This window comes from Peterkaempfera bronchialis (genome assembly GCF_003258605.2).
In the GTDB taxonomy this organism is placed as follows: Bacteria; Actinomycetota; Actinomycetes; order Streptomycetales; family Streptomycetaceae; genus Peterkaempfera; species Peterkaempfera bronchialis.
Map to the genome: position 1 here is coordinate 4509900 of NZ_CP031264.1, position 15007 is coordinate 4524906.

Sequence of the window (15007 nt, forward strand, 5' to 3'; positions counted from 1 at the left end):
TCGGGCAAGGAGCCGTCATGGGCGAGCGCATAGAGGCGGAACTGGTGGCCAGCGTCCGGGAGATCAGAGTCTCCGAGGGCGATGTGGTGCGTGCCGGTGAGGCGGTGGTGATCCTGGAGGCGATGAAACTGGAGATCCCGGTGGTCGCCGGTACCTCCGGGACCGTGGCCAAGGTCGATGTGGCGCCGGGCGACGAGGTCCAGGAGGGGGATCTGCTCGCGGTTATCGCATAGCGCACCGGCGCGGCCCGCCGTACTGTGCGGGCGGGCGGCACCGAGCCGGCAACGACCGGCCCGGCGGCAGCACGGCAACGGCACAGCGGCAGCACGGCAACGGCACAGCGGCAGACGGACCGACCAGAGGACATCGGCAGGCATGACGTGAGGATCTTCCACCGGACCAGGCACCGGCCGTCCGCCACCTGGCGGCAGACGACCGACCGGGCTTTCACGCTCATCGGCAACGGGCGCTACGAGGACGCGGGGGCCCTGCTGGTGATGGCCGCCGACCTGGAGCCGTGGCTCTCCGACTCCTGGTACAACCTCGCGCTGCTGCACAAGTTCCGCCGCGACTGGGAGCAGGCGCGCGCCGCAGGGCTGCGCGCCGTCGCCCTGCTCGACCGCGACCAGGGCGCCCCCGACTGGTGGAACGTCGGGATAGCCGCCACCGCCCTCCAGGACTGGCCGCTGGCCCGCCGCGCCTGGCAGGCGTACGGCCTGCGGGTGCCCGCCGGAGAGGGCCCGGTGCGGCTGGACTTCGGCACCACGCCGGTCCGGCTCTCCCCCGAGGGTGAGTCCGAGGTGGTCTGGGGCCGCCGGCTGGACCCGGCCCGGGTCGAGGTGCTCTCCATCCCGCTGCCCTCCTCCGGCCGCCGCTGGGGCGAGGTGGTGCTGCACGACGGCGCCCCGCACGGCGAACGCGTCACCGACGGCGTGGCCTACCCGGTCTTCGACGAGATCGAGCTCTGGGCCCCCTCACCGGTGCCCACCCATGTGGTGCTGCTCCAGGCCGCCACCGAGCCCGACCGCGACGCCCTGGAACGGCTGGTCGCCGACGCGGGCTACGCCGCCGAGGACTGGACCTCCTCCGTACGGCTGCTCTGCCGGGCCTGCTCGGAGAGCCGGATGGACACCGACGACGGCAGCGCCGACCACCACGACCCGCACGACGACGGCGACGCCGCCCACCCCGGGCACCTCAGCCACCTCAGCCACCGGGGCGACGGCCTCTCCTGGATCGCCGAGCGCGAGTGCGGCATCGCGGCCCCCGCCGACCTGGTCCGGCCGCTGCTGGACCGCTGGGCCGCCGCCGGCCCGAGCACCCGCGCCTACCGCGACCTCGAAGAGGTCTGCTAGCGCACGGTGCCTTGCCTGCGCCGTGGTGCAGGTAAGGGGCGCCGCCCGGCCCCGGGGCCGTACGCTTGGTGCTGCACACCCCCTGCCGGCACCAGAGAGACGAAGCGGAACAGCGATGGCGGAGCAGCACGAGCACGAGACGGCCGAGACCCCGGCGGAGCCGGTGAAGGTGGTCGGCGAGGAGCCGGACACCACCCGGGGCACGGTCCGGCCGATCACCGTCGTCGGCAACCCGGTACTGCACCGCCCCTGTGAGGCCGTCACCGCCTTCGACGCCGACCTGGCCTCCCTGATCGACGACATGTTCGTCTCCATGTACGCCGCCGAGGGCGTCGGCCTGGCGGCCAACCAGATCGGCGTCGGCACCCGGGTCTTCGTCTACGACTGCCCCGACGACGAGGGCGTCCGCCATGTCGGACACATCGTCAACCCGGTGCTGGAGGAGTTGGACGCCTCCCGCCGGCTGCTGGACGAGTCCCCCGAGGGCTGCCTCTCCGTCCCCGGCGCCTACGCCGACCTGGCCCGGCCCGACTACGCCGCCGTCACCGGGCAGGACCGGGACGGCAAGGAGATCCGCATCGAGGGCACCGGCTTCTTCGCCCGCTGCCTCCAGCATGAGACCGACCACCTGAACGGCTACCTCTACATCGACCGGCTCTCCAAGCGCGACCGCAAGGACGCGCTGCGCCAGATGGCCGAGTCCACCCCCCGGTACGCCACCGTCCCCAACGACTGAGCCGGGACGGGCAGGCGGGGGCGGCCGGTCGTCCGGCCGCCCCCGCTCCTGTCTCCTGCCCTGTCGGTCATGCCCCGCCGGCGACGGTCAGAAGTCGTCGTCGAAGGAGACCGAGCCCTCGACCGCGACCTGGTAGGCGGAGACGCGGCGCTCGAAGAAGTTGGTCAGCTCCTGGACGTTCTGGAGCTCCATGAACCCGAAGGGGTTGGCCGAGCCATAGCGCGGGGCCAGACCGAGCCGGACCAGCCGCTGGTCGGCGACGCACTCCAGGTACTCCCGCATGGAGTCGGTGTTCATCCCGGGCAGGCCGTCGCCGCACAGGTCGCGGGCGAACTGGAGCTCCGCCTCCACGGCCTCCTCCAGCATGGTGGTGACCTGGCGGCCCATCTCCTCGTCGAAGAGGTCGGGCTCCTCCTCGCGGACGGTGTCCACCACCGAGTAGGCGAACTCCATGTGCATGGACTCGTCGCGGAAGACCCAGTTGGTGCCGGTGGCCAGCCCGTGCAGCAGGCCCCGGCTGCGGAACCAGTAGACATAGGCGAAGGCGCCGTAGAAGAACAGCCCCTCGATGCAGGCCGCGAAGCAGATCAGGTTGAGCAGGAAGCGGCGGCGGTCGGCCTTGGTCTGGAGCGAGTCCAGCTTCTCGACGGAGTCCATCCAGCGGAAGCAGAACTGGGCCTTCTCCCGGATGGAGGGGATGTTCTCCACGGCGGCGAAGGCGGCGGTGCGGTCCTCCGGGTCGGGGAGGTAGGTGTCCAGCAGGGTCAGATAGAACTGGACGTGGACGGCCTCCTCGAAGAGCTGCCGGGAGAGGTAGAGCCGCGCCTCGGGCGAGTTGATGTGCTTGTAGAGGGTCAGCACCAGGTTGTTGGCCACGATGGAGTCGCCGGTGGCGAAGAAGGCGATCAGCCGGCCGAGCAGGTGCCGCTCGCCGTCGCTGAGCTTCGCCAGGTCGGCCACGTCGGAGTGGAGGTCCACCTCCTCCACGGTCCAGGTGTTCTTGATGGCGTCCCGGTAGCGGTCGTAGAAGGCCGGGTAGCGCATCGGACGGAGGGTGAGTTCGAAGCCCGGGTCGAGCAGGTTCTTCTGGGTGGTCATTACTGGCAGGCCTCGCAGGACTCGGGGTTCTCCAGGGAGCAGGCGACGGCGGCGGCCTGCTCCTCCGTGGTGGGGGCGGGGATGACGGCGGTGGTGCCGGCGGCGGCCTGGGCGATCCTGGTCGCGGGGCGGGACCGCAGGTAGTACGTGGTCTTCAGGCCGGACTTCCACGCGTAGGCGTACATCGAGCTGAGCTTGCCGATGGTGGGCGCCGCCATGAAGAGGTTGAGCGACTGGCTCTGGTCCAGGTACGGCGTGCGGGCGGCGGCCATGTCGATCAGGGCGCGCTGCGGCAGCTCCCACGCGGTGCGGTAGAGCGCCGTCAGGTCGGCGGGCAGGCCGGGGATCTCCTGGGCGGAGCCATTGGCGGCGCGCAGCGCGTCGCGGGTGGCGGCGGTCCACAGGCCGCGGGCCTTGAGGTCGGCCACCAGATACGGGTTGACCTGGAGGAACTCCCCGCTCAGCGTCTCGCGCTTGAAGAGGTTGGAGACCTGCGGCTCGATGCACTCATAGACGCCCGCGATGGAGGCGATGGTGGCGGTCGGGGCGATGGCCAGCAGCAGCGAGTTGCGCAGGCCGGTCTCGGCGATGCGGGCGCGCAGGTCGTTCCAGCGGTCGGTCCAGTGCGGGGCGGCGTCGGCGAAGTGGTCGACGTGCAGCTGCCCGCGCGCGGCCCGGGTCTCCCCGTACGCGGCGTGCCGGCCGAGCCGCTCCGCCAGGTCGCAGGAGGTCTCGTACGCGGCCAGCATGATCCGCTCGGCGATCAGCGTGGAGAGCCGCTTGGCCTCGGCGGAGTCGAAGGGCAGCCGGAGCCGGAAGAAGACGTCCTGGAGGCCCATGGCGCCCAGGCCGACGGGGCGCCAGCGGGCGTTGGAGGTGCCCGCCTCCGGGGTCGGGTAGAAGTTGATGTCCACCACGCGGTCGAGGAAGGTGACGGCGGTGCGCACGGTGGCGTCCAGCCGCTCCCAGTCCATCGCGTCCAGCAGCCCGCTGGGGTTCTCGGCGAGGTGCGCCGCGAGGTTGATGGAGCCGAGGTTGCAGACGGCGGTCTCGGAGTCGTCCGTGACCTCCAGGATCTCGGTGCAGAGGTTGGAGGAGTGCACCGTGCGGCCGGGCAGCGCGGTCTGGTTGGCGGCCCGGTTGGAGGCGTCCTTGAAGGTCATCCAGCCGTTGCCGGTCTGCGCCAGGGTGCGCATCATCCGGGAGTACAGGGTGCGCGCGGGGATGGTGCGGACGGCCTTGCCCGCCTGCTCGGCCTTGGCGTACGCGGCGTCGAAGTCGGCGCCCCAGAGGTCCACCAGCTCGGGCACGTCGGAGGGGGAGAAGAGCGACCAGTCGGCGTCGGCCTCGACGCGGCGCATGAACTCGTCGGGGATCCAGTGCGCCAGGTTGAGGTTGTGGGTGCGCCGGGCCTCCTCGCCGGTGTTGTCGCGCAGCTCCAGGAACTCCTCGATGTCGGCGTGCCAGGTCTCCAGGTAGACGCAGGCGGCGCCCTTGCGCCGGCCGCCCTGGTTGACGGCGGCGACCGAGGAGTCCAGCGTCCGCAGGAACGGCACGATGCCGTTGGACTTGCCGTTGGTGCCCCGGATCAGCGAGCCCCGGGAGCGGACGCGGCTGTAGGAGAGGCCGATGCCGCCGGCGTGCTTGGAGAGCCGGGCGATCTGGGCGTAGCGGTTGTAGATGGAGTCCAGCTCGTCCAGCGGGGAGTCCAGCAGGTAGCAGGAGGACATCTGCGGGTGCCGGGTGCCGGAGTTGAAGAGGGTGGGGGAGGAGGGCAGGTAGTCCAGCCGGCTCATCAGCCGGTAGAACTCCGCGACCTCCGCCACCGACTGCTCGCCCTCCCCGACCGTCAGCCCGCAGGCGACCCGCAGCAGGAAGTGCTGAGGGGTCTCGATCACCTGCCGGGTGATCGGGTGCCGCAGCAGATAGCGGGACTGGACGGTACGCAGGCCGAAGTACTCGAAGCGGTCGTCGCCCTCGGGGTCGATCAGGGCGTCCAGGGCGGCGGCGTGCCGGGCGACGAAGGCGGCGGTGGCGTCGCCGATCAGGCCCTCGCGGTGGCCGACCTCGATGGAGGCGGCGAAGCAGACCGCGCCCTGGCCGACGGCCTCGTCGGCGATCTCCCGGGCGAGCAGCCGGGCGGCCAGTCGGGAGTACTGCGGGTCGTCGGCGATCAGCGCGGCTGCGGCGTCCACGGCGAGGGAGCGCAGCTCGGCGAAGTCGGATCCGGCGTGCCGGCCGCGCAGTGCGGCGGCGGCGACCCGGCCGGGGTCCACCTGGGGAAGGTCGGCACTGGAGTCGGTGAGGATCCGCAGCAGCGCGGTGCCGGGTTCGTCCCGGTCCAGGAGTGCTGAGGCAGCTTCTGCTGGGGCAGCGATGGTCAAGGCGCTCTCTCTCCTCCGGCATGAGGGCCACCGGGACCACGCGGGGCAGGGAGCGCTCGCGCACGCCCGGGGCCTCTCGGCCGCACGGTGTCGCGCGCTGCGTCCCCGACCCACCCGCGAGGCCCGGACGTCCACCGCTCGGCGCCTTCTCTGGTGCGCCAAGCGGGCTGTCGGCAGGTATCCGGACTCGCGGGCGGATGCCCGCACACCGCTGCGGGGCAGCCCCGGATTCGCACCGGGTTCCCCTGCATCGACAGCGGACATGAGCATACATCTAGTGGCGGCGCTGTGATGCACCCCCACATCTTGTGGCGCGTGGCGAATCCGGTCGGTGCAGCGGCAGGGTGCGGAGCGTCACAGAACCGCCGCGTAGACCCACAGGTCGACGCCGGGGACGGGCGTCCAGTCGCGCTCCGGGGCCCGCCGGAAGCCCAGTCGCTCGTACAGCCGGTGGGCGGTCCGCATGCCCGGTTCGGTGGAGAACGCCATGCGCGGCAGCCCGTGTGCGCGGGTCCGGTCCATGGCCGCCCGGACGAGGGCTTCGCCGGCGCCTCGGCCGCGCGCCGCCTGCGCCACCGCCAGCATCCGGATCTCCCCCTCGTCGGGTCGGGCGATGTCCGCCCAGGGGGTGCCGGGGAGGGCGAAGGTCACGCAGCCGAGGAGTGTCCCTCCGGCGCCGGGGTCGACGGCGACGAGGAGTTCGGCCTCAGCGGCACGGGTGCGGGTGTCGAGGAGGCGTCGGGCGTACTCGCCGCCCGCCGGGGTGTGGCCGTCGCCGACGAAGGCGTCGACCGTGATCCGGCCCGCCTGGTCGAACTCCTCCGGGTGTGCGGTCCGTACGACGATGTCCATGCGCCCAGTGTGACCGAGGGCCGCCAGTGGTTGGCAGGGCAGTCGCCGGGAGCGGGGTCCTGCGGGTAGCCGCCGGGGCGGTGGCCGCCGACGGTGCGGTGATGCCTGGCGTCCAGTCCGACGAGCAGGCCGAGCAGGCCGAAGCCGCCCACGGTGGCCAGGATGGCGAGTGTGGTCTCCATGGCTCCACTCTGGGGCTTCTATGCATGTGCATCGAGTGGCAGTGGTGCCACTCTTGCGCGAAATCCTGCCATCGGGGAGGCTGGGCGCCATGCTGAAGGACGTCGTGGTGGTGGTTCTGGAGGAGGCGCACCCCTTTGAACTGGGGGTGGCCTGCGAGGTCTTCGGGCTGGACCGCAGCGAGCAGGGGCTGCCGGTGTACGACTTCGCGGTGGCCTCCGACCGGCCCGGCCCGATCCGCACCCATGCCGGGTTCACCATCGACGTCCCGCATGGGCCCGAGCGGCTGGCCTCCGCCGACCTGGTGATCTCGGTCGCCTCCCACCGCCGCGAGGGCTACCCGCCGGAGCTGCTGCTGGGGCTGCGGCAGGCCGTGGAGCGGGGCGCCCGGGTGCTCTCCATCTGCTCCGGGGCGTATCTGCTGGGCGCCGCCGGGCTGCTGGACGGCCGCCGCTGCACCACCCACTGGCGGCATGTGGACGACCTGGCCGCCCGCTTCCCGCTGGCCACCCTGGAGCCGGATGTGCTCTATGTGGACGAGGGCCAGGTGGTCACCTCGGCCGGCACCGCCGCCGGGATCGACGCCTGCCTGCACATCGTCCGCCAGGAGCAGGGCAGCGAGGTGGCCCGGGCCATCGCCCGCCGGATGGTGGTCGCCCCGCACCGGGACGGCGGCCAGGCCCAGTATGTGGAGCGGCCGCTGCCCGAGGCGGAGGGCGACTCGCTGGCCGGGCTGCTGGACTGGATGCGCCACCATCTCGACCAGGAGGCCACGGTGGACCGGCTCGCGGCGCGCGCCCATATGTCGCCGCGCACCTTCGCCCGGCGCTTCCAGCAGGAGACCGGTACCACCCCGCACCGCTGGCTGGTCGGCCAGCGGCTGCTCCAGGCCCAGCGGATGCTGGAGTCCACCGACGAGACGGTGGACGCCATCGCCTCCGCCACCGGATTCGGCAACGCGGCGGCGCTGCGGCACCACTTCGGGAAGTGGCTGAGCACCACGCCGCTGGCCTACCGGCGGACCTTCCGGGGGCCGTCCCCGGTGGACTGAGGGCTCAGGCCAGATGCGCGGTGTCGTTGAAGCAGACCGGCCGCAGCCGCCCGTCCCGCAGTCGCCACTCGCTCACCGAGGCGTTGCGCAGCGGCCCCTCCGCCCGGTGCACCGCGAGCAGTGCGGACTCGTCCAGCTCCTCCAGGATGTGACGCAGCATCAGCACCACCGCGTCATGGCAGACCAGCAGCACCCGCCGCCCGGCCTCCCGCTCGGCCAGGTCGGCCAGCAGGCTGTGCAGCCGCAGCGCCACATCGGCCCAGGACTCGCCGCCCGGCGGCCGGTAGTAGAGCTCGCCGAGCCTGCGCCGCCGGGCCGCCTCCGCCGGGTGCCGGGCGTCGATCGCGGCGGCGGTGAGCATCTCCAGGACGCCCAGCTCCCGGTCGCGCAGCCGCTCGTCGTACCGCACCGGCAGCCCGCCGCTCGACGTGCTGCCCGGCCCGTCGCCCGGCGCGCTGCCCGGCGCGCTGCCCGGCCCGCTGCCCGAGGTGCTGCCCAGCTCGGCGAGGATCTCCCCGGCGGTCTGCCGGGCCCGCTCGTACGGGGAGCACCAGACGCTCTGCGGCCGCTGCCCGGCCGGCAGCGCGGCCATCCTGCGGCCGAGCGCGGCGGCCTGCCGCCGGCCGAGCGGGGTGAGCGGGATGTCGGCGTCCCGGCTGGTGATGGCCACCTCGGTGGCACCGGCCGCCTCGGCGGCGGCGAATGCCGCGTTGGCGGTGGACTCGCCGTGCCGTACGGCGACCAGCGCGGCCGGCAGCCGCCCCTCGTACCCCATCGCTGCCCCCTCCGAGCGTGCCGCGCCGACCAGACCGCCGCCCCCAGTGTCGCGGAGGCGGCGGCCGGTGCGCAGCCGGAGTGGTCAGCCCGCCGGGGCGGCCAGGGGCTTCTCCTCCACCACGCGGGGCTCGCCGGCCTCGGCGGTGTAGTCGGCGGGCACGGTCTCGTCCGCGCCCTCGGGCGCCCCGAAGGCCCGCAGCACCAGCGTCAGCACTGCGGCGACCAGCAGGTTGAGGACGAAGGCGGTGAGGCCGAGGTAGCCGATCTCGCCGATCACCGGGATCGCGGCGGAGCTGCCGCCGAAGTGCCGGGTGGTGGGCGACGCGATGCCATACGCCTTCCAGGTGCCGTACCCCATGCCGACCGCCCAGCCGGCGAGCAGCGCCCAGCGGTGGAACCAGCGGGTGAAGAGCCCGGCCACGATGGAGACGAAGGTCTGCAGGATCCAGATGCCGCCCAGCAGTTGCAGATTGATGGCGAACTGCTTGTCCATGGTGAGCACAAAGGCCAGCGCGCCCACCTTGACCACCAGCGACACCAGCTTGGAGACCTGGGTCTGCTGCGCCGGGGTGGCGTCCGGCTTCAGGAACTCCTTGTAGACGTTGCGGGTGAAGAGGTTGGCGGCGGCGATGGACATGATCGCCGCCGGTACCAGGGCCCCGATGCCGATGGCGGCGAAGGCCACACCGGCGAACCAGTCGGGGAACATGTCCTCGAAGAGCTGCGGCACCGCCAACTGCGCGTTGTAGCCCTTGACCCCGGAGCCGACGCCGGCCGCGATGGCCATGAAGCCCAGCAGCGCCAGGAAGCCCAGCATCAGCGAGTAGGCGGGCAGGATGGCGGTGTTGCGGCGGACGGTGTCCCGCGACTTGGCGGCCAGCGCGCCGGTCACCGAGTGCGGGTACATGAAGAGCGCCAGCGCCGAGCCCAGCGCCAGCGTGGCGTATGCCCACTGGGCGTTGGGGGCGCTGACCAGCGCGCCCAGCGGTTTGCCGGTGGCCGGGTTGACGGTGGAGAACTTCTGCGCGGCGGAGTCGAAGATCCGGCCGTAGCCGCCCAGCCGGATCGGGATGTAGATCACCGCGACGATGATCACCAGATAGATCAGGGTGTCCTTGACAAAGGCGATCAGCGCCGGTGCCCGCAGGCCGGAGGAGTAGGTGTAGGCGGCCAGCACCGCGAAGGCGATGAAGAGCGGCAGGTCCTTGACCAACCAGTTGGCGTCGGCGCCGCCGCCCACCCCCAGCACATCCAGCACGGCCTGGATGCCGACCAGTTGCAGCGCGATGTACGGCATGGTGGCGAGGATGCCGGTGAGCGCCACCGCCAGCGACAGCCCGCGCGAGCCATAGCGTCCGCGTACGAAGTCGGCCGGGGTGACATAGCCGTGCCGGTGCGAGACCGACCAGAGCCGGGGCAGGAAGACGAAGACCAGCGGATAGGCGATGATCGTGTACGGCACCGCGAAGAACCCGGCCGCCCCCGCGCCGTAGACCAGCGCCGGGACGGCGACGAAGGTGTACGCGGTGTAGAGGTCGCCGCCCAGCAGGAACCAGGTGACCCAGGTGCCGAAGGACCGGCCGCCCAGCCCCCACTCGTCCAGGTGGAGCGCATTGTCGGCCCGGCGCCAGCGCGCCGCCAGGAAGCCCAGCACGGTGACCGCGGCGAAGAAGAGCGCGAAGACGACCAGGGCCGGGGTGTTGACGCCGTCCTTCACTGCCCGTCACCCCCGGGCAGTGCCTTGCGCTGCCGCGCCTCACGGCGGACCAGCAGATAGGCGGTGAAGGTCAGCACGGTGGAGATCGGCACCCAGAGCAGCTGGTACCAGTAGAAGAAGGGCACCCCGCCGAGCTCCGGCCCGGTCCGGGCGTACGAGGAGACCCACAGCGTGGCGACGAACGGTGCGGCCAGGCAGAGCCCGGCCGCCACCCGGGAGGGGGTGACGATCGGAAGGCGGCCCGGCGGTGCCTGGGCCTGCGGTGTCTCGGTCATGAGCGGCTCCGGCGTCGGGAGCACCCGTGGCGCCGCGACACGGAGGTCACCCCCCGTGCCCGCCGAGCGACGCCACGGGCGATCGGCAGGTCTGACGGCCGGAATCTAGGTCATCGCGCTGTTCATGTCATCAATGCCTGGCCGAAATCCCCCGTAGTGATGGAACGGAACCGGACATATGCCACGTGGGCGTTTCCGCCCGCGCGGGTCCTACTCGGGCCGCTTGAGGCGGGCCACGAACTTGTAGCGGTCGCCCCGGTAGAGGGAGCGGACCCACTCCACCGGCTCGCCGGCCGCGTCGTACGAGTGCCGGGAGAGCAGCAGCATCGGCAGGCCGACGTCCGAGCCGAGCAGGGCCGCCTCGCGGGGTGTGGCCAGCGAGGTCTCGATGGTCTCCTCGGCCTCGGCCACGGTGACGTCGTAGACCTCCCGCAGCGCGGCGTACAGCGAGCTGTGCTTCACCAGGTTGCGGCGCAGCGCCGGGAAGCGCTTGGCGGACAGATGGGCCGCCTCGATGGCCATCGGGTCGCCGTTGGCCAGCCGCAGCCGCTCGATGCGCAGCACCCGGCCGCCGGGCTTGATGTCCAGCAGCGCGGCGAGCCGGTCGTCGGCGGTGATGTAGCCGACCTCCAGCAGCCGGGAGGTGGGCTCCAGCCCCTGGGCGCGCATGTCCTCGGTGTAGGAGGTCAGTTGCAGCGCCTGGGCGACCTTGGGCTTGGCGACGAAGGTGCCCTTGCCCTGGATGCGCTCCAGGCGGCCCTCGACCACCAGCTCCTGGAGGGCCTGGCGCACGGTGGTGCGGGAGGTGTCGAACTCGGCGGCCAGGGTGCGCTCCGGCGGCACCGGTGTGCCGGCCGGGAGGGTGTCGGTCATCTCCAGCAGGTGCTTCTTCAACCGGTAGTACTTGGGCACCCGTGCGGCAGGCCGGTCCGCGATCTCCGGGACCTCCGCGACCTCCGCGACCTCGGGCGCCGGTGTCGCGGTCGGCGGCTCTCCGGGTTCCGCTTCGGTGGTCATCGCCGCTGTCACTCCCTGACCTGCTGCCGTCACCTGGTCCTCCGCGTCCTGTCAGCACTCATGGTGGCATGTTCTCGCCGTGCCAGGGTCCGGCGCATCACGTGATGACGTTGGCCGGATGTCGGCTTGGTAACGGCTGCCGCCGATTCCCGCCGAGGCGTTGACACTGTCATTGGTCTAGGCCAAGCTCCAAGGCATTGGTCTAAACCAATGCGCACAGCATAGTCCCCGAACCATGTCGGGCCCAGCGACTCCCTCACCTTGCCACCGAAGGTCGTCGCCGCCCGTGGCGGGGGAAACCTCGGGCATCCAGGAGGATGGCGTGAAGCGTCAGCTCATCGCGGCAGTCGGTGTCGCGGCCATGGTGGTCGGTATCGCGGCGTGTAGTTCGGACGGTGACAAGCCCAAGTCCGGTGACTCGGGCAAGTCCAGCGCGAAGGCGTCCGACTACAGCGGCAAGACCCTCACCGTCTGGTTCATGAGCGGTTCCAACCCCGACGGGTGGACCAAGGACCTGACCGCCGCCTTCGAGAAGCAGTACCCGGGCGCCAAGCTCAAGGTCGAGGTCCAGCAGTGGAACGGCATCGGCCAGAAGGTCACCACCGCCCTCTCCGAGGAGAACCCGCCGGACGTCCTGGAGATGGGCAACACCCAGACCGCCGGCTACGCGGCCACCGGCGGCCTGCTGGACCTCACCGCCGACAAGGCGTCGCTCGGCGGTGACGACTGGGCGGAGAACCTCAACAAGGCGGCCGTCTACGACGGCAAGCAGTACGCCGCCCCGTGGTACTTCACCAACCGCGTGGTGATCTACAACAAGAAGCTGTGGGCCAAGGCCGGGATCAAGGACACCCCCAAGAGCCTGGACGAGTTCTACGCCGACCTGGAGAAGCTCAACAAGACCCCCGGCGTCAGCCAGGCCCTCTACCTGCCCGGCCAGGAGTGGTACACCTACTTCGGCCTGGTGATCAGCGAGAACGGCTCGATCGCCCAGCTCCAGGGCGACAAGTGGGTCGGCGCGCTCTCCAGCCCCGCCGCCAAGGCCGGCTTCGACACCTACGCCAAGCTCCAGAGCTTCAGCAAGGCCCCCAAGGACAAGGACGAGGCGACCCCGCAGCAGTCCGACGTCTTCGCCAAGGGCGACATCGGCGCGATGATCGGCCTCGGCTGGGAGGCCGGCGGCGCGGTCGCCAAGAACGCCGCCCTCAAGGACGACATCGGCTACTTCGCGCTGCCGGGCAAGCAGGCCGGCAAGCCCTCCGGTGTCTTCCTCGGCGGCTCCAACCTGGCCATCTCGGCGAACAGCAAGAACCCCGAGCTGGCCAAGGGCTTCCTGAAGCTGGCCCTCTCCGACCAGTTCGAGGGCCAGATGGCCAAGGAGGCCGGGATCATCCCCAACCGGCCGTCGCTCAACTCCCAGGCCAGTGACAACCCGTTCGCCGTCGCCGCCATCGAGGCGTCCGCCTCCGGCGCCACCACCCCGAGCATCCCGGAGTGGGCCGCCGTGGAGAACGACCCCAACCCGATCAAGGGCTTTATGACCGCCGTCCTCCAGGGCAAGGACTACGCGGCCACGGCCAAGAAGTACGACGACGAGATCAACAAGCGGCTGTCGCAGAAGCAGTGACACCACGCGGCGCCGTCCGCCCGCTCACCGCCAGGTGAGCCGGCGGACGGCGCCGCCACGCCAGCAGCACGGCGCAGGGCAGAGAGAAGAGAGAACCACATGGCTCTGGATGCGGAGCGGGTGCAGCCACGCTCCTCCGGCAGGCAACCGGCCGCCGCGCCGGCCGACCAGCGCACCGGCGGACGCAGACGCAAGCCCACCGGGGGCGGCGCCGGCCTGCTCACCAGAAGCACCCCCTATCTGCTGCTGCTCCCGGCCGTGCTGGCCACCGTGGCGCTGCTCGGCTACCCGCTGCTCAAGAACCTGCTGCTGTCGTTCCAGAACCTCAACATGCGGCAGTTCATCCAGCACCTCACCGAGTGGAACGGTGCCGAGAACTACCAGGCGGTCCTCTCCAGCAGCGAGTTCTGGCACACGGCGCTGCGCTCGCTCGTCTTCACGCTGGCCAACGTCGCCCTGATCATGGTCGGCGGCACCCTGGTCGGGCTGCTGCTGAACCGGCTCGGCAAGGGCATGCGGCTGCTGCTCTCGATCGGTCTGATCCTCGCCTGGGCGATGCCGATCGTGGCCTCCACCACCGTCTTCACCTGGCTGTTCGACTCCCAGTACGGCGTCGTCAACTGGTTCCTGGACAAGCTCGGCTGGCACAGCATGGCCGAGTACAACTGGATGAGCACCCAGCTCTCCGCCTTCTCGGTGATCACCCTGCTGATCGTCTGGGGCTCGATCCCCTTTGTGGCGTTCAACATGTACGCGGGCCTCACCACCATCCCCAAGGAGCTCTACGAGGCGGCCCGGATGGACGGCGCCGGGGCGGGGCGGATCTTCACCCAGCTGACCTTCCCGGTGCTGAAGCCGTTCTTCCTCTCCACCACGTTCCTTGAGGTCATCTGGGTCTTCAAGGCGTTCACCCAGGTGTTCGCCATCGCCGGCGGCGGCCCCGAGCGGTCCACCGAGACGCTCCCCGTCTACGCCTACATCGAGGGCTTCGGCAACCAGCACTTCGGCATGGGCGCCGCCATCTCGATGCTCACCATCCTGATCCTGCTGGTCGTGATGGCCTACTACTTCCGCATCATCGTCAAGCAGGAGGACGAGCTGTGAGGCGTTCCCTGGCAGGACGCATCTGGCCCAATGCGCTGGCCGCCGTCCTCTTCGTGTTCTTCGTCTTCCCCGTCTACTGGATGGTCTCGACGTCCTTCAAGCGGGACCTGGACATCATCAGCAAGACGCCCGTCTTCCTGCCGCTGGACGGCACCTTCTCGCACTTCAGCACGGCCGTGGCCACCGCCGGCTTCTGGACCATGGTGCGCAACAGCTTCACCGTGACCCTGTCGGCGGTCGTCGCCTCGCTGCTGATCGCGCTGCTCGCCTCGTTCGCCATCGCCCGGATGAGGTTCAAGGGCCGCAAGTCCTTCATCGTGGTGATCATGCTGGCGCAGATGGCGCCCTGGGAGGTCATGACGATCTCCGTCTACATGATCGTCCGCGACGCCGACTTCCTGAACCACCTGCTGCCGCTGACGATCTTCTACATGATGATGGTGCTGCCCTTCACCATCTGGACGCTGCGCGGCTTCATCGCGGCCGTCCCCCGGGAGCTGGAGGAGTCGGCGATGGTCGACGGGTGCACCCGCACCCAGGCGTTCATCAAGGTGATCTTCCCGCTGCTGGCCCCCGGGCTGATGTCCACCTCGCTCTTCGGCTTCATCACCGCCTGGAACGAGTTCCCCCTGGTCCTGGTCCTCAACAAGCAGGCCGAGGCGCAGACCCTGCCGCTCTGGCTGACCCAGTTCCAGACCAATGTGGGCAATGACTGGGGCGCCACCATGGCCGCCTCCACCCTCTTCGCCATCCCGGTCCTGATCGTCTTCTTCTTCCTCCAGCGCAAGGCCGTCGGCGGCCTGACGTCCGGCGCCGTGAAGGGCTGACCACTGC

At 70.9% G+C, this 15007-nt stretch carries 14 protein-coding genes and 1 riboswitch; of the genes, 7 read left to right on the forward strand and 7 right to left on the reverse strand.

The annotated features are described in order from the left end of the window. The first annotated feature begins 17 nt into the window (after positions 1-17). The 3 genes from C7M71_RS20135 to def all read left to right on the forward strand — a co-directional run bounded on the left by C7M71_RS20135 (position 18) and on the right by def (position 2091). On the forward strand, positions 18-233 hold the full coding sequence (locus C7M71_RS20135; protein WP_111493161.1) for a biotin/lipoyl-binding carrier protein: 216 nt from the start codon (positions 18-20) through the stop codon (positions 231-233). Between the two features lie 147 nt (positions 234-380). Then, positions 381-1355, forward strand: a complete 975-nt coding sequence (locus tag C7M71_RS20140) for a tetratricopeptide repeat protein (RefSeq protein ID WP_111493162.1) — start codon at positions 381-383, stop codon at positions 1353-1355. A gap of 115 nt (positions 1356-1470) precedes the next feature. Further along, complete coding sequence (gene def, locus C7M71_RS20145; protein ID WP_111493163.1) at positions 1471-2091, forward strand: peptide deformylase; 621 nt, start codon at positions 1471-1473, stop codon at positions 2089-2091. An 87-nt stretch (positions 2092-2178) separates the two neighbouring features. Here def and C7M71_RS20150 read toward each other — a convergent pair whose 3' ends face one another. The 3 genes from C7M71_RS20150 to C7M71_RS20160 all read right to left on the reverse strand — a co-directional run bounded on the left by C7M71_RS20150 (position 2179) and on the right by C7M71_RS20160 (position 6425). Next, the gene (locus C7M71_RS20150; protein WP_175607715.1) at positions 2179-3189 is read right to left on the reverse strand and encodes a ribonucleotide-diphosphate reductase subunit beta; all 1011 of its coding nucleotides are present in this window, start codon (positions 3187-3189) and stop codon (positions 2179-2181) included. Next, positions 3189-5573 carry a ribonucleoside-diphosphate reductase subunit alpha gene (locus C7M71_RS20155; RefSeq protein ID WP_111493164.1) on the reverse strand — a complete coding sequence of 795 codons (2385 nt, stop codon included), beginning with the start codon at positions 5571-5573 and terminating at the stop codon, positions 3189-3191. Before C7M71_RS20155 ends, C7M71_RS20150 begins: the two co-directional genes overlap by 1 nt. A 155-nt stretch (positions 5574-5728) precedes the next feature. Further along, a riboswitch (cobalamin riboswitch) is annotated at positions 5729-5843 on the reverse strand. 84 nt (positions 5844-5927) lie between these two features. Then, on the reverse strand, positions 5928-6425 hold the full coding sequence (locus C7M71_RS20160; protein WP_111493165.1) for a GNAT family N-acetyltransferase: 498 nt from the start codon (positions 6423-6425) through the stop codon (positions 5928-5930). 271 nt (positions 6426-6696) lie between these two features. On the opposite strand from C7M71_RS20160, the gene C7M71_RS20165 reads away from it, so the two are divergent. Beyond that, positions 6697-7656: a helix-turn-helix domain-containing protein gene (locus C7M71_RS20165; RefSeq protein ID WP_111493166.1), complete on the forward strand. Its 960-nt coding sequence runs from the start codon at positions 6697-6699 to the stop codon at positions 7654-7656. 4 nt (positions 7657-7660) lie between these two features. Here the strand turns inward: C7M71_RS20165 and C7M71_RS20170 are convergent, their stop codons facing one another. From C7M71_RS20170 to C7M71_RS20185, 4 genes are all read right to left on the reverse strand, one after another. Beyond that, on the reverse strand, positions 7661-8431 hold the full coding sequence (locus tag C7M71_RS20170) for a histidine phosphatase family protein (protein ID WP_114914455.1): 771 nt from the start codon (positions 8429-8431) through the stop codon (positions 7661-7663). An 84-nt stretch (positions 8432-8515) separates the two neighbouring features. Beyond that, positions 8516-10150: a monocarboxylate uptake permease MctP gene (gene mctP, locus C7M71_RS20175; RefSeq protein WP_111493727.1), complete on the reverse strand. Its 1635-nt coding sequence runs from the start codon at positions 10148-10150 to the stop codon at positions 8516-8518. Continuing rightward, positions 10147-10425, reverse strand: coding sequence for a DUF3311 domain-containing protein (locus C7M71_RS20180; RefSeq protein WP_111493729.1), 279 nt, complete (start codon positions 10423-10425; stop codon positions 10147-10149). Before C7M71_RS20180 ends, mctP begins: the two co-directional genes overlap by 4 nt. Positions 10426-10635: 210 nt before the next feature. Beyond that, entirely contained in the window at positions 10636-11442 is an 807-nt protein-coding gene (locus C7M71_RS20185; protein ID WP_111493731.1) for a GntR family transcriptional regulator, read from the reverse strand. A gap of 322 nt (positions 11443-11764) precedes the next feature. Between C7M71_RS20185 and C7M71_RS20190 the strand changes: the two genes are divergently transcribed. The 3 genes from C7M71_RS20190 (at position 11765) to C7M71_RS20200 (ending at position 15000) form a co-directional block, all read left to right on the forward strand. Then, positions 11765-13069, forward strand: a complete 1305-nt coding sequence (locus C7M71_RS20190) for an extracellular solute-binding protein (RefSeq protein WP_111493733.1) — start codon at positions 11765-11767, stop codon at positions 13067-13069. Positions 13070-13168: 99 nt separating this feature from the next. Then, positions 13169-14173: a carbohydrate ABC transporter permease gene (locus C7M71_RS20195; protein WP_111493735.1), complete on the forward strand. Its 1005-nt coding sequence runs from the start codon at positions 13169-13171 to the stop codon at positions 14171-14173. Continuing rightward, complete coding sequence (locus C7M71_RS20200) at positions 14170-15000, forward strand: carbohydrate ABC transporter permease (protein WP_111493737.1); 831 nt, start codon at positions 14170-14172, stop codon at positions 14998-15000. Before C7M71_RS20195 ends, C7M71_RS20200 begins: the two co-directional genes overlap by 4 nt. Positions 15001-15007: the final 7 nt, after the last annotated feature.